17 protein-coding genes and 1 pseudogene are annotated in these 20,796 nt (G+C 45.0%); 3 read left to right on the forward strand and 15 right to left on the reverse strand.

Going from position 1 to position 20,796, the window contains the following annotated elements; all coding sequences use genetic code 11:
• Window positions 1-5 precede the first annotated feature (5 nt).
• The 6 genes from FO441_RS10270 to FO441_RS10295 all read right to left on the reverse strand — a co-directional run bounded on the left by FO441_RS10270 (window position 6) and on the right by FO441_RS10295 (window position 7,492).
• Complete coding sequence (locus FO441_RS10270; protein ID WP_145289616.1) at window positions 6-677, reverse strand: AroM family protein; 672 nt, start codon at window positions 675-677, stop codon at window positions 6-8.
• On the reverse strand, window positions 674-1,786 hold the full coding sequence (locus FO441_RS10275) for an S-methyl thiohydantoin desulfurase family protein (protein WP_145289619.1): 1,113 nt from the start codon (window positions 1,784-1,786) through the stop codon (window positions 674-676). The genes FO441_RS10270 and FO441_RS10275 overlap by 4 nt, the downstream gene beginning before the upstream one ends.
• A 39-nt stretch (window positions 1,787-1,825) precedes the next feature.
• Window positions 1,826-2,761, reverse strand: a complete 936-nt coding sequence (locus tag FO441_RS10280; protein WP_145289622.1) for a DUF1177 domain-containing protein — start codon at window positions 2,759-2,761, stop codon at window positions 1,826-1,828.
• A 229-nt stretch (window positions 2,762-2,990) separates the two neighbouring features.
• Window positions 2,991-3,758: an IclR family transcriptional regulator gene (locus tag FO441_RS10285; protein WP_145289625.1), complete on the reverse strand. Its 768-nt coding sequence runs from the start codon at window positions 3,756-3,758 to the stop codon at window positions 2,991-2,993.
• A gap of 4 nt (window positions 3,759-3,762) precedes the next feature.
• The gene (locus FO441_RS10290; protein WP_145289628.1) at window positions 3,763-5,445 is read right to left on the reverse strand and encodes a hydantoinase B/oxoprolinase family protein; all 1,683 of its coding nucleotides are present in this window, start codon (window positions 5,443-5,445) and stop codon (window positions 3,763-3,765) included.
• Window positions 5,438-7,492, reverse strand: a complete 2,055-nt coding sequence (locus tag FO441_RS10295) for a hydantoinase/oxoprolinase family protein (RefSeq protein ID WP_145289631.1) — start codon at window positions 7,490-7,492, stop codon at window positions 5,438-5,440. Before FO441_RS10295 ends, FO441_RS10290 begins: the two co-directional genes overlap by 8 nt.
• Window positions 7,493-7,779: 287 nt before the next feature.
• Here FO441_RS10295 and FO441_RS10300 point away from each other — a divergent pair, with 287 nt between their 5' ends.
• The 3 genes from FO441_RS10300 (at window position 7,780) to FO441_RS10310 (ending at window position 12,127) form a co-directional block, all read left to right on the forward strand.
• Window positions 7,780-9,303 carry a Na+/H+ antiporter NhaC family protein gene (locus tag FO441_RS10300; protein ID WP_246095115.1) on the forward strand — a complete coding sequence of 508 codons (1,524 nt, stop codon included), beginning with the start codon at window positions 7,780-7,782 and terminating at the stop codon, window positions 9,301-9,303.
• A 124-nt stretch (window positions 9,304-9,427) separates the two neighbouring features.
• Window positions 9,428-10,615, forward strand: coding sequence for a MalY/PatB family protein (locus tag FO441_RS10305; RefSeq protein ID WP_145289634.1), 1,188 nt, complete (start codon window positions 9,428-9,430; stop codon window positions 10,613-10,615).
• 132 nt (window positions 10,616-10,747) lie between these two features.
• The gene (locus tag FO441_RS10310) at window positions 10,748-12,127 is read left to right on the forward strand and encodes a DHA2 family efflux MFS transporter permease subunit (RefSeq protein WP_145289636.1); all 1,380 of its coding nucleotides are present in this window, start codon (window positions 10,748-10,750) and stop codon (window positions 12,125-12,127) included.
• Window positions 12,128-12,170: 43 nt separating this feature from the next.
• Here the strand turns inward: FO441_RS10310 and FO441_RS10315 are convergent, their stop codons facing one another.
• From FO441_RS10315 to FO441_RS10355, 9 genes and pseudogenes are all read right to left on the reverse strand, one after another.
• Window positions 12,171-13,331: an aminotransferase class I/II-fold pyridoxal phosphate-dependent enzyme gene (locus FO441_RS10315; RefSeq protein ID WP_145289639.1), complete on the reverse strand. Its 1,161-nt coding sequence runs from the start codon at window positions 13,329-13,331 to the stop codon at window positions 12,171-12,173.
• Between the two features lie 472 nt (window positions 13,332-13,803).
• Entirely contained in the window at window positions 13,804-14,118 is a 315-nt protein-coding gene (locus FO441_RS10320) for an ArsR/SmtB family transcription factor (RefSeq protein WP_145289642.1), read from the reverse strand.
• Between the two features lies 1 nt (window position 14,119).
• Window positions 14,120-15,778, reverse strand: a complete 1,659-nt coding sequence (locus FO441_RS10325) for an FAD-dependent oxidoreductase (protein WP_145289645.1) — start codon at window positions 15,776-15,778, stop codon at window positions 14,120-14,122.
• Between the two features lies 1 nt (window position 15,779).
• Window positions 15,780-17,522: an arsenical pump-driving ATPase gene (gene arsA, locus FO441_RS10330; protein ID WP_145289647.1), complete on the reverse strand. Its 1,743-nt coding sequence runs from the start codon at window positions 17,520-17,522 to the stop codon at window positions 15,780-15,782.
• On the reverse strand, window positions 17,488-17,835 hold the full coding sequence (gene arsD / locus FO441_RS10335) for an arsenite efflux transporter metallochaperone ArsD (RefSeq protein ID WP_145289650.1): 348 nt from the start codon (window positions 17,833-17,835) through the stop codon (window positions 17,488-17,490). Before arsD ends, arsA begins: the two co-directional genes overlap by 35 nt.
• 489 nt (window positions 17,836-18,324) lie before the next feature.
• A complete protein-coding gene (gene chrA, locus FO441_RS10340; protein ID WP_145289654.1) occupies window positions 18,325-19,515 on the reverse strand; it encodes a chromate efflux transporter in 1,191 nt (396 codons plus the stop codon).
• Between the two features lie 19 nt (window positions 19,516-19,534).
• Complete coding sequence (locus FO441_RS10345) at window positions 19,535-19,840, reverse strand: PadR family transcriptional regulator (RefSeq protein WP_145289657.1); 306 nt, start codon at window positions 19,838-19,840, stop codon at window positions 19,535-19,537.
• 493 nt (window positions 19,841-20,333) lie between these two features.
• Entirely contained in the window at window positions 20,334-20,645 is a 312-nt protein-coding gene (locus FO441_RS10350; RefSeq protein ID WP_145289660.1) for a hypothetical protein, read from the reverse strand.
• A 33-nt stretch (window positions 20,646-20,678) separates the two neighbouring features.
• Window positions 20,679-20,796, reverse strand: a pseudogene (locus FO441_RS10355) (IS30 family transposase); the annotation flags it as partial.

A 20,796-nucleotide genomic window follows, 5' to 3' on the forward strand; every position in this document is an offset into this window, starting at 1 on the left:
TCTCCTTAAAGAAGCTCGGATAGAATTTTTACCATCAGCGTATTTGATAGTATCACCGGTATGGTCACTTCGGCTGAAACTGCTTCCTTCATTTCCTCCGTGTATCCCATGCAATCCATCAGTATAAAGTCGGCTTTGCTTTGTTCAAGGTCTTTGGCTGACGCAATGATTTGATCCAGATCCAAGTAGGGAGAGGCACTTGCTATCAATGGATTCAATCCATATACTTTCCACTTATCTTCCATCATTGACCTCTGGTTTTCATGTGGAATTAATAAGCCCATTTTTCGATGCTTGGCAATATTACTGATTACAGGAGATATGAGCTGATCTGGCAGATACAAGTTCGAAGTTTTTAGCACAATATCAGGAAAACTGCCCGTACATAGCAAAAGTATGTGCTTATATCCTCTTTTTTCAGCATTCTGAATGATGTTCTGCAAGTGGTCTTCGACAACCTTTGCATTTAATTCAATGGAATGTTCATCATCCACTCTGGAAACAAGCACTTCATCATGGGGCTTATAGGTAGAAATCAAGGACATTTCATGATCACTCAGATCATCTAATACACCTATCTGTTTTACAGTAATGTCGTCACCCAGATAGCGTTCCATTATTGGACTGATATCTTTTCTTGGCGACCTGCCAATTGTGATTGCAAGCAAATTGGTCATTGGTTCAGATCACCTTCTTCAAAGACATCGCCAATATATTTGAGTATTTCTTTATTCAATATTTGTTCCACAACTTCGTAGTTCGACTTCAACCTCATTCCACTGCCGAGGATCAAATTATCTCTGGATGTATATACAACCGTAAGTTCTTGTCCGTTCCGCAATTGTGCACTCGTAATCGGATCTCCACTCTCGCTTTCGAAGGTCATCAATAGATCAGGAAAAGTAGCAAGTCTCTGACCAGAATCATTTTCACATGTCATGTACTCATTCCATATCGTGAGTTCGAATTTTTCTTCCCCCGAATTGATTACGACTTTGCCAAGATCAAAGCCGTCTACTGTTTCAAACACCAATGACTCGACTGCGCCCTTGCACACTATCTTTCCTTTTAGAACTTCTACTACCTTATCTATTTTTTCCGCACTGCTATTACCATACTGGTGGGCGACACCAACATCGTAGGCCTGCGATAGGGCATTGACCGCTCCGTTGGATGCCAGATAGTTCTTTGTTACGGGATTTCTCGCTACCGCAACAAATCCACCTGCTGAAATTGAAGCCTGCCTGACCAGCTTTGAAGCAGTATCCAGACTGCCTTGTATCGTCTGGCTCAACCGGAAGTCAGTACCCGGCCTGCCGCCTACGGCTGTCTGGAAAGATTCATAATCCTCTATAATGTTCAATTGCATCGATCCCATGATTCCGGTAGGATGTGCCCGCCCGTTACAGGAAACATCAAGGATGGGAATGCCTGTTACAGCTGATTGGAAAAAGCCATTGACTGTTGCAATGCCTCCATTTTCATTTGTAATCATTGCTTTAGGTTTTCTGCCAGTCACCTTCTCAATCAGTTCAATGGTTTCTACATAATCAAGCGGTTGCACAAACTGATCTTTAGCAGCAGGCGCACCTACAGCGGACACAGTAACAATCATATCGTCATCTTCCAGTTCGTCCAGAGCAAGCAGGCTTGGCTGTCCGATCTCAAATGCCAGCTTTCCCATTTTCAATCCTTCTTTGATGGCACCACCGCCGCCACCTCCCAGAATGCTCCCGCCTATAACTAGAGGCTTAATCATATCAGGTTCTAACGCTTTTAGTCTCATCGATTCCTCCCCTTTCCCGTCTTTCTTCAGATGGTTATGCTACTTCTCTCCGAGTGTCTGAAGGTGGGCCATTGAACCATATAACTTGCGCAATTTCTCATATTCTTCTGCATCGTGGAAGAAAGCCTTTTGCTTACCAAACTGTTTAGCTGCTTCCACCGAAAACCTCGCCGCTTCTTCCACATCATTCAATTGGGAGGCACCACTTCCACTCCCCGGTACTGCTACTCCTGAAGTGATAGCAAGACCAACCACAGGTTTATCAGTAGCGGTACACGGTTGTAGAATACTATTGATATGATATACATCGTTACCATATGGGGTAATATCCTGCATGGTTATTGGTAGTACAGAGGCTGGTTTGCCTGTAACGTTCTGTAAAATATCAATCAGTGTTTCACTCACTCTGAGAATGTACCCTTCCTTGACAGTCGGTGAAATGCATATTCCTCTGAAGTTGGTAATCCGGTTGCCTTTCGTAGCATCGATGGTTATGATTGCATCCATTTCATCATCAATCTCGTGCTGGTTCATTACGGTCATATCCACTGAAGAGCCCATGAATGGCACAGGATCATGCGGTATGGTAGGTGCATTGGGATCGACATGGGTTGCGATAATGACATCGCCTTCCAAACTCTCTCCATTATTCTTCATATCGACAATCTTCAATGCCGAAGTCAGCGCGGCTAATGCTCCATCACCATCCGAAACAAAGCCAATCTGTTCAGGTCTCGCCCCTATTCCTCCAAGCCTTCCGATAATACCCAGTGTTGGAGCTTCTCCTCCTGCTGCTTTTCCATTAGTGCCAGGAATTTTGATTTTTAGAAAATCGGTACCCCCATCATCCTCTCTGATTTCAGTTACTGTAATCTCCTTATGCCCATAAGAATTGAATAGATTTGCAATCTGCTCACCATTTGCGTCAGGTCTGTCTAATTCTTTGAATATTTTCAGGACAAGTTCATGCAACATGTGAAGTCCTCCTTCATATGATTTAAAGCAAAATAATAAAACTAATTATTCAGAATTTATAGGATGAATAATGGTTCTTAATGAGAACCAGTTGTTCTTAATATGTTTCGATTATACAGCTACACTTTATTCAATGCAATAGTTTACTGAAAAATCAAAGTATTCTTGTCAATCAAAATAAAAAGCACAAACTACTAATAGTGTAGTTTGTGCCTGATACCAAGAATAATTAAAGGTAATTATCTTTATCAAAAATACTTATGATTTCTGTTATTTTTTCTGTCGATTCCATCAGCATGGCAAGAATCGTCTGCCTGTTATCTTCATTTATTCTATAGACTGGCCCAGCTATCGTCAGTGAAGCCAGGATCTTCCCTTCAGAGTTGAATAACGGGGTACTGATTCCGAATACATCATCGGAATATTCTCCTTCTGTATAAGCCCATCTGCGAGATTCTATTATCCTAAGGTCCTTGAGCAGATCTTCTTTTTCAGTAGTGGATTTTTCGGTCATTTTTTTCAACCCTTGGGCTATGATCTCATTTTGCTGCTCTTCTGACAAAAATGCCATAATCGACTTGGCTGAGGCTCCCAAGTACAGAGGGGTCCGCGTCCCTTTCGAAACTGCAAACCTGATATTACTTGAACTTTCCGCTATTTCAACAGTGACACCCTCATACCCTTCTTTCCATGTCAGGAATACCGATTCCCCAGTCCTTTCACTCAATGCTTCCATTATCGGCAGTATCAGGTCGGACATTTTATTCTTGCTTCGATAGGCTGCAAGCAGAGGGGCGAGTCCTGGACCAAGTTCATATTTTTTTGAATCTGGATTCTGAGTCAAAACCTGCTTGTCTTCAAAAGTCCTCAGTATCCTATAGATGATGGTATGGTTTACTCCCATTTCTTTTGACAGATCCCTCAACCCCCATGAAGGATTCTCCTTCGTGAACATTGAAAGTACTTCAATTGCAAAACCTAAAGATTTTAACGTCATAGCATTACCTCTGTTTATATCCAAATTGGTCTATGGCTTCCTCTTCAGTATAAAAGCCATTTTTAATATCCCTCTCAACCTTACCATATTCCCGGTCGGAAGGGTTACCGTATCCACCACCGGATGGTGTGACAAGATCGACCACATCGCCTTTGTCCAGACGGAGTCTTGTAGTCACACCTAGAGGACCTATGATATCTCCATTGCTCTTATGGACTTCAATATAGCTGGAAGCACCTTTTTCTCCACCTTTCATCCCCCATGGTTTAAATTGATGTCTTCCGTAGGTCGCAGACAGATACTGGTTGTCACTCAAGATCTCATATGATCTAACAACACCGCGTCCACCGATATACTCTCCTGCACCACTGCTGTCTTTTCTGAAACCATAATTGTCGACAAGAACACCGTACTTTGCTTCAGCAACCTCTATCGGGACATTATACGTTTCACCATTCCCCATACAGAATTGCCCACTTTGTCCGTCCGCTTCATTTGCTGCTCCCCATCCACCGACAGATGGTTCAACTATCAGAAAGTCTTCCCCATTATCTGGATGGGTACCGGCTACGGTGACGGAACATACAGATAGGGAATGACCTGCGGGTAATTTTTCTGGGATTTCAGGTGCTAAAGCCTTCCAGATCAATTCTGCGCCACCCAACCTGGCCTCAAAGTTCATGGACACAGGTGCCGGTCGTTCAGCGGAAAGTATGGATTTTTCATCCGTTATGATCTTCAATGGTCTGAACAATCCTTCAGTAATATTGAACTGTGGCTGAACAATTGCCAGGTACATCACCCTTACACTGGCCAAGAGCCCAAAATAGGAACAGTTCACTGGATGGGCTACTTGGGGATGGGACCCTCTGAAGTCACAGATGAATTCATCCTCTGTAATCGTTACCTTAACTTTTATTTTGTAGGGTCCTCCTTTTTCCGGATCACCTTCTATATAATCCTCAGCCTCAAAAACGCCTTTGGGCAGTGAAGAAATGACTTGTTGGGAATATTCTTCTGAACTTGAAATCAAATCATTGATCACTTGTTCTATAGTCTCTTTCGAGTGGAGGTCACACAATTCTTTGAACCTTTTTTCTCCAGTTCTTAGAGCCGCTACTTGCGCCCACATATCTCCGATTGAGAATTGAGGTAGCCTGATATTGTCTGTAATGATTGTTTCTACACCTTTATTCAAAATGCCTGCATCAAACAGCTTCACCCCTGACAGCTGCAATCCTTCTTGATATATTTCACTGGAATCGCTTGTCAATGAACCTGGATTCTTGCCCCCGACATCTGTCCAATGCCCTTTATTCGCTGAAAAAGCTACCAGCTTGTTTTCATGGAATATAGGCATTACCAGACCGACATCAGAGAGGTGTGATCCCCCACCGATGTAAGGATCATTGATAATGATGATATCCCCTGCTCTAAGGTCCTCACCGCCTTCGAACTTATCCAATACGGATTTTACCATCGGACTCAGCATTCCGATAAATGATGTCACACCGTTGCCCTGGCTGATCAGATTGCCTTTGGCATCGGTCAATCCGCATGCATAGTCCAGAACTTCATAAATGATGGGACTCATTGATGTCCGGGCCAATGCAACAAACATCTCTTCACCAATGGACATCAGTGAATCCTTGATGATCTCCTTGACGTATGGGTTTGTTCTAGTCATATGATTTCACCTCAACTGTTAGAATAATATTGCCATACACATCAATATCCGCTTGCTGGTTTTCAAGAACCAATGTGGATGAAGTCTTTTCTTCTATGACTGCCGGCCCCTCTATTGAGTGACCTTCCCGAAGCAGATTCCTGTCGTAAATTTTTGTTTCTACCCATCCATGTTCCTTATAGTAGACATTTCTGGTTTCTTTTATGGTCTCTTCAATTCGCAGACCATTGGTTTCCAATTCTTTCAGATCCGGTTTTTCTATTTTACCAATAGTCGTCAGATGCATATTCACAATTTCAACTTCAGTATGCTCAAGCTTGAATGAGTAGGTGAATTCATGCATCTCATGGAACTTGAGTTTGGCTTCCTCTATGAAAGTTCCATCCCATTCATCATTTTCAATAGGCATCTTCACCGTATGTTCTTGACCTTCATACCTTAAGTCGACAGATCTTTCGAACTCGATGGGGAATCTATCCAGATTATTTTTGGAAAAGTCCTCTAAAGAAGCATTTTCCATATCAGTCCATTGCTTATTGATATCTTCAAAGTCAAGTGCGCTGAATTTTTTCAGATAGGTCTGTATGTTATCCTTTCTTGCATCCGACATAAGCATCCCCCAGGCAGAAAAAACTGAGGCAGCATGCGGAATAACAACTTTCTTGATCTTCAAATCTCTGGCCAACTCTGCAGCATGCATGGGGCCGCCTCCCCCGAACGCTATCATGGTGAAGTCCTGGGGATTGTATCCTTTTCGAACTGAAATCAATTTTAACGCATTGAGCATATTCGAATTCGCAATATCAATGATGCCCAAGGCTCCGTCTTCTGTTGAAGTTCCAAAAGGTCCTGCCACCTGCCTATCTATTGCTTCACGCACGTGTGAAAAATCAACATCACTATCAAAGTTTTTATCAGACAATCTGCCAATATATAGGTTTGCATCTGTAGTGGTTGCTTTTTCACCACCTTGTCCGTAAGAGACCGGACCAGGGACCGATCCCGCAGACTGCGGACCGACTTTCAATGAACCCAGTTCATCAATCCATGCAATGGAACCCCCACCATTACCGATTTCCACAATATCGACAACCGGTACTTTGATCGGATATCCTGCATACTTATCATTCTTCTCAATGTAGTAGTCTGTGGATACCTTCACGTTGCCTTCACTTATCAATGAGCATTTTGCTGTTGTTCCGCCAATATCAAAAGATATGATGTTGGATTCTCCTATGATTTCACCAAGTATGGCGGCGCCGTATACCCCTGCAACTGGGCCGGATTCCACTAGATTGAGCGGATACTTCTTGGAATCGGAAAAAGAAGTGATTCCACCATTGGATTGCATGATATAACGATTATTATTGGAAGTCTTACTGTTAAGCCGGCCATCAAGGCTATCGATGTAACTTTCCATTACCGGTTTTACATATGCATTCAGAACAGTTGTATTGGTTCGCTCGTACTCTCTCCATTCCTTGATCATTTCGTGGGAAGCAGTAACAGGCAGTTCCGGCCACTTCTCGTTGATCAGTTTCGTGATTTCAATTTCGTGTTCAGGGTTTTTATAGGCGTGCAATAGACAGACGGCGATGGCCTCTACTCCCTCGTCTCTGAAGTGTTCAATGGCATCTATAACATCCTGTTCATTGAGCGTCTGCAACACCTCTCCTTTATAGTTCATCCGCTCCTCTACTTCCCATCTCAAATATCTTTCGACAAAAGGTTCAGGTTTTTTGTATTTGAAATTGTATAGATCTGGCCTGTTGCCTCTTGCAATCTCAAGAACATCCCTGGTGCCCTTTGTCGTAATCAATCCAACCTTCGCCCCTTTTCTTTCCGTCAAAGTATTGATCACCACGGTGGACCCATGTATGAACATTTCAATCGACCCGTAATCCAGCCCCGATTGGGCCATGACATTCATGACACCGTCTTCAAAATTTGGTGGCGTTGTATGTGCCTTATCGAAAATAAAATCACCATTATCGTCCAAATAAAGTAAATCAGTAAAAGTCCCGCCTATATCTGTTGTTACTTTCATATTGCGCCTCCTTTTGGTTCTTTAAAAGAACCATTGGTTCATATAATATTAATAATAGTATTGTTTCTGAAAATTATCAACAATTAAAAGTAAGCGTTATTTATTTTTTAGTAGGTTAAACTTCAAATGCAGTTACTTTTTCAATACATACCAACGCAGTTAATCCACGACTGTACCTTTGGTTCTGAACAAAAAATTACTGAAGGAAAATTTATATTGCATATCACCGCATATTTATTTAATATATATACATTTTATTTAATATTTATAAATATGGAGGTGCTTTTTTGGAATTTGAAGCCTACGGCATGCTGTCACTGCTGCCGGTCATCATCGCAATACTGCTCGCATTCGTCACCAAGAACGTCATCCTGTCTCTATTTCTCGGCGCATTGACAGGCGTATTCATCATTAACGGTCTGCACCCGATCGATTCAGTCACGACATTCATCGGTGACTATGTCTTCGTCCAGCTGACGGACAACTATAACGCTGCTGTCATCGCCCTGCTCGTCTTCATCGGCGGATTTGTATCATTGATGGAGAAATCCGGAGGGGCAATGGCTTTTGCGAAAAGTGTATCGAAATACATCAACACACGCATGAAAGCAAAGTTCGCAACGTGGTTTGGCGGTATCATCATTTTCTTCTCGGATATCGGCACACCGCTGATCGTCGGACCGATATTTGAATCTACATACGATAAATTGAAGATTTCCCGGGAAAAACTAGCCTGGATCCTCGACTCCACAGCAACGCCTGTAGCGGTACTGATTCCGTTCATCGGCTGGGGCATCTATATCATGGGGCTGATCAATGAGGAATTCGAAAGACTCGGCATCGCCGAGTCGGACTTCAGTGCCTATATGAATGCCTGGCCCTACTTCGTCTATCCAATTCTTGCTGTGCTGATCGTTCCGGTCGTCATCCTGATAAAAAAGGATTTCGGTCCGATGCGTACCGCTGAAAAGAGAACAGTGGAAGATGGGGAAAGATACTGGCCGAATGCGGCACCGCTGAGGCAACCGGCGGCACCGGACCTGCAGACAGAGAACAACAGCCGTCCGGTACTCATCTGGCTACCGCTCGCTGTACTGTTCGTCACCCTATTCGGTCTGCTGATTCCTGAAGGTTTCCCATTCGAGGCAGTTTCCGGTTCGACATTCAGAGTGGCGCTGAGCACCGCCTATCTCTTCGCATCCATCACGCTGATCATCCTGATGCTCATCTTTAAAGTGCATACATTCAAAGCATCCTTTGAAATCTATACGACAGGCATGCAGCGCATGCTTAATGTCATCGTCATCATCGTACTGGCATGGGCGATCGGCATGGTGCTTGAAGAGATGGGAACTGCCAACTATATTGTCCAAGTCATTGATGACAATATTCCTCTTTCGATCATACCTATGCTGATTTTCATCGTCGGTGCAGTAATGGCATTTGCCAGCGGTACATCATGGGGGACGTTCGCAATTATGCTGCCCATCGCAATTCCGATTGCCGCCCAGCTCGATATCTCCATCTATATCTGCATTGGCGCAGTCATTTCAGCGGGTATATTCGGCGACCACTGTTCACCGATTTCCGATTCGACGATTCTTTCATCCACAGGTGCAGGGAGTGACCATATCGACCATGTTAAAACGCAATTGCCGATGGCGCTGCTGAACGGTGCAATTACAGTCATCGCCCTATTCGTCGGTACACTCACCGATAGCCCGCTCGTTGTCTTCGGTGCCATTATACTGATGATCATCAGCGTGTTCATCATGAGCAGACTGCCAAACAAGAAAACGGTATCGGAGTGATGACATAGGAGAATATCTCCCTATCAGAACAACTTCTTCGGAGTCATGCGTTGTTTCAAGGAATGCTTTATTCTATAGTTGATATGTAGTGTAAAATGGAAGATAGATAGGAAGGGAGATACATATGGACATACAAACGTTTGTAGACCGATATTATGTAGAACGGAAAAATACAAACTCAACGAAATGGGATCTGCTCGAGGAACGTTTCGGCGATGCAGACCTACTGCCGATCTGGGTGGCGGATATGGAATTTAAGGCACCGGATGGTGTCATCGAAGCACTGACGGAACGGGTTCAGCATGGGGCTTACGGCTATTCATTTATTCCGGATACCTACTATGACACCTACTCCAACTGGATGGAATCACGCTTCGGCTATAAGGTGGAGAAGGAATGGTGCCGTCCGGCGACGGGTGTGGTATCCGCACTCTACTGGTTTATGAATTGTTATACGGAAGAAGGGGATGCGGTGATCATCACGCCACCGGTCTACTACCCATTCTTCAATGTCATCAAGGATCTCGATCGCAAGCTTGTGACTGCGGATATGACGGATAATGATGGCCGCTTCGAACTGGATTTCGACCTGTTCGAGCAGCGTATTGAAGAGAATGATGTCAAACTCTTCATCCTATGCTCACCGCATAATCCGGCTGGTCGCGTGTGGACGGAAGTGGAGCTTGAACGCATGCTTGCCATTTGTGAGAAGCATGATGTCCTCGTCATTGCCGACGAGATCCATCAGGACTTCACCTACGGTGAACACGCGCATACGCCGGCACCCCTTGTTGCCGATGGCAAGTACGCCGACCGCATCCTGCTCGTCAATGCTGCCTCCAAATCATTCAACCTGCCGGGACTGCTCCATGCCAACATCGTCATCCAGAACGCCGAGTTGCGCAGGCAGTTCGACAACTATGCCGGCCAGCACATCAAGAGCGAGAAGAATATCCTCGGCCACATCGCAACGCAAGCTGCCTACGAGACGGGAGAAGAATGGCTCGATGGACTGAAATCCGTCATCTTGTCGAACTTCGACTACTTGAAGACACAGCTTGCAGAACATATTCCGGAAGTGAAAGTATGCAAACTGGAAGGCACCTACCTGCCGATGATCGATCTGCGCGGTTTCCTCGCCCCTGAAGACGTGAAGGATTTCATCCAGGGGAAATGCAAACTCGCCGTCGACTATGGTGAATGGTTCGGCGATGCCTACCAGGGCTATGTGCGCCTGAACCTTGCGACCCATCCGAAGTTCGTCGAAGAAGCTGTCAATCGTATCGTTACCGAATATAAAAAACTGAAGTAAATAAGACGCCCTAGACTCCGTTGCGGATCTAGGGCATTTTTTGTATGATCTCTTTTGATCAATAGGCGTTTTGACCGGCTCCTCCGTTTATGCAACAATGAATACAAATGAACCGGAGCGGAGGGGATCGGTATGGCAAAAGAAAAACTGGAGAATAAGGGCGTCGTTGTGGTGATCATCGCCGCAGCTTTTCTTTTGACCTTCAACCAGTTCCTCCTGATTACAGCATTCCCAACAATCATGGCAGAATTCGATATTAATGCGACCCAGGTACAGTGGCTGACCAATGCCTTCATCCTCGTCGCATTGATCTTCATCCCGATGTCGGGATACCTTTCCACCACCTATTCCGCCCGGACGCTCATCATCTTCTCACTCACCTGCCTATTGGTCGGGACCGCAATCGGCGGCTGGTCACCGAACTTCGGTGTACTGCTGCTGTCGCGCATGATTCAGGCAATTGGTGCAGGCATCATCCTGCCGCTGATCCAGACGATACTGCTGATCGTCTTCCCCTACCACCGGCGGGGATTCGCGATGGGACTGCTCGGTGCAGTGACGAACATTGCGCCTGCTTCCGCGCCATCCATTTCAGGCATCATCATCGACTATCTCGACTGGCGGTCGCTCCATTGGGTGATACTGCCATTCATCCTGATTACATTCCTACTCGCACTCTTCCTGATGAAGAACGTGCTTGAACAGAACCGGACGACACTCGACATCCGTTCCGTCATCCTATCAGCTGCCGGGTTCGCCCTGTTCATACTGGGCCTCAGCAACATCAGCACCTATGGATTCCTGAATGTATTCACCATGCTTCCGATGATTGTCGGGTTCATCAGTGTGCTGTTCTTCATCAGCCGGCAATTCAAAGTCCCGGTACCCATACTGAATCTCGACCTTTTCCGAAACAGGACATTCAGCCTGGCCATCATCCTGATATTCATCAATATGATGCTTCTGCTATCGACCGAGACAATCCTTCCGATGTTTGCTCAGAATGCGCTTGGCACCAGTGCATTCCTATCCGGGTTCCTGCTCGTTCCAGGGACCATCATCCTATCCATCATCACTTTCATTTCAGGCAATCTTTACGACAAATATGGCGGCAAACGGATCGCCACGATCGGATTCATCTGCACCACTGTTTCCCTCATCCTGCTCAACACTGTTGGCATCGATGATTCACCCTACTGGGTCATGGTCCACTTCTGTCTGTTCATGACCGGATTCGGCCTAACACTCATGCCACTCGTCACCGTCAGCATGTCGGAGCTCGGGAAGTCGGACATCCCCCACGGCTCAGCGATTGTGAATACCGTGCGCCAGTTCGCCATGGCCTTCGGCATCATCATACTGACATCCATCATCAGCATCACCGTTGCGGTCATGGATGCACCATATGCAGAGAGCAATTATGCCGGCACTTCCTATGCCCTGGTGGTCATGGCAGTGCTTGCCGCAATTGGATTTATTCTGACGCTGCGGCTGAAGGAGAAAAGATACTGATCACATAAAGATGCCCTTCAGAAAATTTCTGAAGGGCATCTTTCTATTTCTCTTCCAACATATTGATATACTTTTCAAGCCGATCCGCCGCTTCTGTCAGCTCTTCCATGCTGCAGGCGAATGACAGTCGGATATGCCCTTCCCCATATTCCGAAAACGAACGCCCGGGGACGACCGCGAGCTGGACACTTTCCAACAGGTCAGTCGCGAACTTGAAGGAATCGTCTTCATATTTCCTGATAGACGGGAAGATGTAGAAGGCACCGGTCGGTCTCGATACTTCGAGTCCCATGCCGATCAGCCGCTTGTAGATGTAGTCACGGCGCTCGATATACGCTTTATTCATCTCACCAGGCACATGCCTCTGGTTCTTCAGTGCCTCGATGGCCGCATACTGGCTCGGGATGGCGGCGCAGATGGTGTTGTAGAGGTGCACGGCGGTGATGTCTTCCATGATGGTCCTGTCACCCACCACATAGCCGATCCGCCAGCCGGTCATGGCATGGGACTTGCTGAGACCGTTGACGACAAGCACCTTCTCCTTGATGTCGGTGTAGCTCGACAGGCTGATATGTTCGCCTTCCAGTGTATTCTCCGCATAGATTTCATCGGTGATGATGAATATGTCATGCTGCCTGAACACTTCGACAAGCGCATCCATCTGTTCCTTTGTATAGGTCACCCCTGTCGGGTTGGTCGGATAGTTGAGGATGATGGCCTTCGTCCGCTCGGTGATATTCGATTCGATCAGTTCCGGTGTGGTAATAAAATCCGTCTCCGTCATATCGACGAATTTCGTGACACCGCCAGAAAGCTCGACGATCGGCTCATATCCAAGATACGTCGGTGCCGGGATAAGCACTTCATCACCCGGATCTAGAATCGCACGCAGAATGGCATCAATGCCCTCACTGCCCCCGACCGTCACCAGCACTTCCCCATTCGGGTCATACTCCGCTTCATATTTCTCCCTATAGTACTGGCTGATGGTCTCCCTCAGTTCAAAAAGCCCTGTATTATGGGAATACTTCATGGATTTCGTATCAATCGCCTCGATGGCGGCATTTTTTATAGGCTGAGGCGTTTCAAAATCCGGCTGACCCAGTGTCAGATCCACCGCATCCGGAAACTCATCCACCCGGTTCGCAAACTGGCGTGTCCCCGGCACTTCAATATCTTTCATACGTCTATTCGCCTGTGGCATCGTATCCCTCTTTCACTATGATTTCCCTACCGATTATAACAGATATTTTATCTTTGATTTTCATGTGTATGCTTTATTACAGTATAAAAACTCAATCAGTTTTACGCATGCTGGACAAAGATAACTGTACGTGTTTTTGTACTTATAATCTATAGAGAAAACAACTATATTTCATCTCCTTCTAATCGTTCCAATAAACGGTCGTTAAATGGAGCCTATATTTTAATCTCTAGACTCTCGAATATTTGGCTGAACGACCAAGTTATGATCTTTAGGGTCTCGATAGGGAAAATTGAAGAAGACCCATACTTCTCTTTAGTATGAGTCTGAATCCAAGTATATAGTATGAAGTTTTTCATTCTTCTATTTCAATCTGAGAGTTGTATATCTCAAATCATTCGTATGAATGATTTCCAGAACCGATATGTCTGCCACAGTTTCCCCAACTTGCCATAGCGAAGCGCTATCAGTATCAACAGCTGCCTTTATCCATATCATGACAGATGCATGGCACTGCCTCAGAACTTAACAGGGACAGCTTGTCGGTAAGATTTTCAATCACTGCTTTGTTCAGACGGTACATATTTTTATTGCCGTCTTTCCGCATCAGAATGAGATCATTTTCCCTCAGCAGTTTCATATGGTGGCTCAACGTGGGCTGAGAAAACTCGAAATGCTCCAGAAGATCACAGGCACAGAGTTCTCCACAGGAAAGGAGGTCCAGTATCTCCAGACGGCTACTGTCGGCAATCACCTTCAAATACTGGGACAATGTCTGATAACTCACTTTATTCTCTTCTTTTATCAATTGAATTCACATACCTTTGATAGTTTTTATTGCCGCCCGAGAGATTATAAACATCTTCGAACCCTAGATTGATCAGTACGTTCTGTGCTGCATTCCCAGTCGTCCCCTTGTTGCAGTAAGTGACTACCGTCTGATCTTTATCCAGTGATGCTGCATACTCTCTCAAATTTTTCAGCGGGATATTCACAGCATTTTCTACATGATTCACTTCATACTGTTTTGGGGATCGCACATCGATGACATGGAGATTTTCCTGCTCCGCTCTTTCAGTCAGTTCTCTCGGTGTAATGATCCTTCTGCCTCTTTGAATATTATGGGCAATCATCCCTGTATAGGTAATCGGGTCCTTTGTAGTGGAAAAGGTCGGTGCATAGGCAAGGTCCAGATGGAAAAGATCTTCAGCCTTCGCCCCGAAAGTGATCGCGGTCACCAGTACATCAATACGTTTGTCGACCCCTTCATACCCCACAATCTGTGCACCGACAATCTTGGAAGTATTCCTGTCGATGATTGCCTTGATGACCATATCACGGCCCTTCATATACTCTGGCTGGTTCGGTTTGATATTATGGATGACATCCACATCCATCTCCAACTGCCCTGCGTCCTTTTCAGTCAGCCCCGTCTGGGCGATGGTCATGTCGAAGACCCTTACAATACCGGTGCCTAAAATCCCTTTGTGCTCCAGATCACCGCCCGTCAGGCGGTCCCCGACAATCCTGCCCATTTTATTTGCCGTCGATCCGAGGGGCCGATATATCGGCTGGCCAGAGACGAGGCTAAAACTTTCTGCAACATCACCGATCGCATGGATGTGGGGAATGTTCGTTTCGAGATGTCGATTGACCCGGATGGCTCCGGTTACGCCCAAATCAACATCGATTTCTTCAGCAAGCGCCGTATTAGGACTGACACCGACTGCCAATATCACCATATCCGTATCTACTCGCACGCCACTTTCCAACACAAGCTGCTCAATTGAATCTGTACCAATAACCCGATCTACCGTTTCTCCAGTAATGACCTCGGCTTTATTTTGAAGATATTCTTCAATCATGTAGCTCATATCTGAATCCAAATTACTCATGAATGTACTTCTTTGGATGATTGTCGTCTCATAATCAGCCAGCTGCTCCAGCATTTCCAGACCAATGAAGCCACCACCAATGATGGCAATCCTTCTAACGTTGTTTGCTTTAATATATTGATGGATGCCTTTGGCATCATTGATGTTCTTGACCTGGAAGGCATTTTGATACTCTCGGGAATTCAACTGCGGCAGTTCTTTCGGTAGCGATCCCGTGGCGAGGACAAGTTCATCATATGTCTGCTTGAAGGTCTCTTCTGTAACCAGGTTCTTGATGGAAATGGTCTGATTGTCCTTGTCTATACTGAGCACTTCGTGCTGGGTGTGGATATCGATATTGAATCTGTCCTTAAACCATTTGGCATTCCGTGGGGTCAATGCATCGATTCCTTCTACCTCACCCCCGATGAAATAGGGAATACCGCAGACAGAATACGAAATATCCGTATCTTTATCATACACTGTGATTCCAACATTCTCATCGTTTCTTCTGGCTTTGGCTGCGACACTTGTTCCGGCAGCAACTGAGCCAATGATTACAATCTTCTTCATTCTATTTCTCCTTATAGGGAATGAGATGATAATTGTTTTCACTGAGGGTTCCGATCATCCCAATCCATTTCGATTCATCCTTCTTCTTGTTGCTGAACAGTTCATCCTGCGCATCCAGGGTCACCAGGGATTGATTGATCACCCACCACTTATGCCCGATGTCTGCCCGATCGAGATCGTCAGACAACCGACTGGCCTCATAATACGGTGTGGCTTCAGCCAATGAGACGATGATCATCTGTGTTAGTTTTTGATCCTGGATTTTCGGCAGGAGTGTCTGTACTGCATCCTTTGATCTGTTTCCTTGCTTCTCCAATTCCTTATGATAACTTTCACTTGAATCCAGCAGCAATAGGGTGTGCCCGGTGGGCGCCGTATCGACGACTACATAGTCCGCCTGGTCGTTATTGGCCATCACTTCACTGAAGGCTTTGAAGAAAGCAATTTCTTCAGTACATGGCGAGCGCAGATCCTCCTCGATATAATCGATATCCGCCTGTGAAATATCCGCTCCGAGCGAGGAGAGGACTTCCTCCTTGTAGGATGCAAGCGCAGCTTCTTCGTCAATAAAGGATGTTACAAGGTTGTCCCGGTTTTGGATGGCGATGATTTCCTTCGTCGGGTCTGTGGTGGTCAGATGTACACGGTATCCTTTGGCGGCAAGGGTCTCAGCGAGCAATGTTGCGACAGTCGTCTTGCCCACGCCGCCTTTCCCCATGGTGAAGAGGTAGCGGACGCTGCTCCTCTCAATTTCTTCCACCAATCCTTCAATTGTCGGATGGTCCTCTTTTTCAAATGCATCTGCTTCGATTTCAATCGTGTCATCGAAAAGGCCGACCAGGTCAGAAAGCGTCCGATTAATGCGTCCGCTATAGGAGACATGATGGACATCATTTTCATTCAGCCACTCGGAAAATACTTCAATGACACCATCCTGCTGATGTTTTTTATGCTTCGATATATCACCATGCACCGCATCGATATAGCCGTTGATGATAATTTTGAAATGGTTGATCGACAGGTCCTTTAATTCCTTCTGCGCCCGTTGAAGCTCCTGCATCGCAGACTGTTCCGGACGGGTGACCAGCATCATTGTCGTGCTTGTGCCATCACGTAGCCGTTCCAATGCCCGCTGATACTTCCGACGATTCTCATCCAGGCCTGAGAGCTGTCCAAGGCAGGAGGCGTCATGATTCGTCGTATTCAGATAATCATTCCACGCCGTCGGCAGTTCCAGCATGCGTAATGTATGTCCAGTAGGTGCAGTATCAAAGATGATATAGTCATATTCAGCTTCTATGTTCTCGTCCGATAAAAAGTGGGTGAACTCGTTGAATGCAGCCACCTCCACTGTACAGGAGCCACTCAGCTGCTCCTTCATATTGTCCAGAGTCTCTTCTGGCAATATCCCTTCATAAGGTTTCACTACACTGTTTTTGTAATCCTCGGCAGCGGTCAACGGATCAAAGTTCGCAATTGACAAGTTCTCATAGTCCGGATGGCTGGTGAGCTCATTTGTCAGGTTCATATTGAAGACGTCCTGCAGATTGCTTGCCGGATCCGTACTGATCAGGGCCACTCTGAAAGACTGCTTTGCGAGGTTGAGTGCCAGTGCACTGGATACGGTCGTCTTACCGACGCCACCCTTACCTGTGAAGAACAGATACTTCGTCAGTTCAATTGCTTCGGGGGCCAGTTTTCGTGTTATTCTAGCAGCATCCGTCTCCACCACAGCACCCTCCATTCCTCAGCTGGTTCACCATGATGATATCACTCACTTCCTCTTCAGTCATATATTCGCCCGTTTTGACGATCTGGTCATCAATGACTGTAATGGGTAGAATTTCGACACCCTTTTCCTTGATCTTCGATATGATGCTTTTATTCTCGATGAACGCGTTTGGGGCGCTGCTTAGATTGAATCGTTCCACATTGATATCGCTATCCTTGAGCGCTTCAACCAGCTGGTTCACTCTAATGAGTTTCTCATCAGGCGACGGCCCGCATATTCCTGTGGAACAGCACATTTCTTCTTCATAAAACTTCACTTCCAGCATATCCAACACACCTTTTCCATTGATTATATTTCATACATAGATTATCATCTATATAGATTTTTGTCTATATAAGTAAAATATAATATGGTTGGCATAAGACTATCATTCATATAAAGTTCAAGATTGGCTTTTACATCGGACTGGGTCCAGTGATCTCTCAATAGCATTTATTGATTTGACTCAAATAATCCTTTTATATGTAATTTAAAGGCTATTTCGCATCTCCAATGCTTCAGGAATAAGCAAAGGCTATCCCAGTTGGTATGGAATAGCCTTTATTTGAATGACAGTCAAAATCATTCACCATTATATTTTGACAGTCTTTTATGGTTCATTTGTAATTATCGCTTTCTCTGTCTTCATTTTCACAACCTTAATCAGTGCCATACTGTTCTCAGAGCATTATCTCTAATATGGTGGAAGTTAAAGTTAGGTACCATCACTATAATGCACATCAAGGAGTACCATGAGCATCAACTCTCACGATGGCTATATATAAGAAATCAGCAAGCCGCCGACTGCACCCGAAAGGACAACCACCCATGGTGGAAGCTTCCAGTACACCAACATACTGAATAGGAGGGCAGCCAGTGCAAAGTCCACAGATCTGTTGATGGAACTTGTCCAGATGGGATTATATAGCGCAGAGATTAAGATGCCGACCACTCCGGCATTAATGCCAATCAGTGCACCTTTGATGTTCGGATTGGTGCGTAAAGCATTCCAGAATGGGAGTGTCCCAATAATGAGAAGGAACGCAGGGAGAAAAATGGCGAAAGTGGCAAACAGACCGCCCTGCCATCCTTTGATCACTGTGCCAAGATAGGCAGCAAAGGTGAACAGAGGACCGGGTACAGCCTGAGCAGCCCCATATCCTGCCAGAAATTCCTGGGCGGTCATCCAGCCCGTCGGCACAAACTCCCTTTCCAGTAATGGCAGCACCACATGGCCGCCCCCGAATACGAGTGCACCTGAACGGTAGAAACTGTCCATCATGGCAACCCACTGGTTCGAAGTGATATCACGCAGTATCGGGAGCGCGACAAGCAGCGCGAAAAACAGGCTCAGGCAAATGAAGCCTAAACGGCGTGACACCGGGAAATTCACAGTATTTGCATCATCAGCCGTTTGATTGCGATAAAGTAAAAAGCCAATCACACCTGCCAATAGTATGACGCCAACTTGGGTGAAGGTTGTCTGCCACAATAATGTAATAATCAATGCAAGGAGTGCAATACTCTTCCTTTTCAGATCTGGCGTCAGATTCTTTGCCATGCCGAGTACTGCATGGGCGACGACCACAACAGCGACGATTTTCAATCCCTCAATCCATCCGGCGTCCTCTATGGAGAATGTGTTCAAAAGTAGGACGAAAAGAATAAGAGCTATCACAGAAGGGAGTGTAAAACCCAGGAAAGATATAATCCCGCCTATGATGCCACCTCTTGCGATGCCGATACCAATGCCGACCTGACTGCTGGCAGGGCCAGGAAGGAACTGGCAAAGTGCAACCAGATCAACATATGCTTTTTCGTCCAGCCATTTTCTGCGCCGGACATATTCCTCATGAAAATAACCTAAATGGGCAATCGGCCCACCGAATGAAGTCAGACCGAGTCGTGTTGAAACCAATAATATTTCCAGCCATGTTCTCAGTCGACTTTCTTTTTTATTACGCATTAAAGCACTCCTTCATCTATTATTTAATTTCCTTAAATAATTCGTACGCTTTTTCCCGTGCTTGAGTCAGAATCTCTTCTCCCTTCTGGGTCGCTACATAATATTTCCTTATTTTTCCTCCTACATTCCGTACTTCTTTCGATAAAAGTTCATCTTTTTCCATACCATGAAGAATTGGATATAGTGTCCCAGGGCTGATTTCGTACCCATGTTCCTGTAGTTCTTCATGCATCCATGCTCCATATATCGGGTGTTCTTTGGCATGATGCAGGATGTGAATATGGATGAACCCCAGGAAAAGTTTTCTAAGCACTTTGTCTTCCATTTTAACCGTCTCCTTAAAATAACTAAGTTCGATATCGAAATTCAATATTGAACTTAGTTATTAAAATTTATCATATACTATACTCTGCTTCAATCTCTTTTACATAACCTTTACATCCTACTTTAAACTATCACTAAGGATGGATATGCAGTTCCAACAGAAAAAGGAGAAAGTACCCAAATAAAAGTGCAATTAAGACATGGAGATGTAGTGAGATCATTGAGAAGAAAAAAACTGGACTTATATCAGTTTTTCTAATTATAAAGATGGAGAAGTAATAAAAGGGTGGGTGTTTACTCTTATTTAAAATAAATAGTCTAGAGCAGTAACATAGTTGAGAGCACGTTCAGTGTTATCTCCGATAATACTATTTAAAACGATAAAAAGGAGATCAGATGGAGCTCGATAAGCTTCTTCTCTCCCTTTATAATTTGCTGACTGCTTATAAGTGAGGATATGTAAAGTAACTGTTTTTTACTTTACTAAGTGGTTATTAAAAGTCCGGTTTTACCAATATATGCTCATTAGGATCTAACCCTTCTCTCGAATAGAGTTCAGGTATTTCATCCCCTTCAATTCCTTCTAAGCTAAGAGCTAATTTGCCTTGTTCAAATGCTTTTTGGACAGAATGACCAAATCCGAGGGCAGAATAAAACTGTGCAGCAAATTCTTTGGCTGCTTCATCCTGAATTGCTTCATTCATTCCAATAGCAAAACCAACATGTTCTGTCACCATTTCGGCTTGGCCGTTGGAAAAGCAATTATTAAAGATAACTAATTTGATGGACTCTGACATGGTTTTCATTAAAAGGGTCACTTTTTCTTTAGATTTCGTTTGTCAAAATAAGCTAGACAGTTGCTTGTCACCCATGTAACTCAAAAAGACTTCCAGTGGTGTGTGGTAGTTTAATGATTTTCTTGGATATGGTTTCTCCTGGCGGCAACCGATGAGATAA

It is taken from the genome of Salinicoccus cyprini (assembly GCF_007713705.1).
GTDB classification, from domain to species: domain Bacteria; phylum Bacillota; class Bacilli; order Staphylococcales; family Salinicoccaceae; genus Salinicoccus; species Salinicoccus cyprini.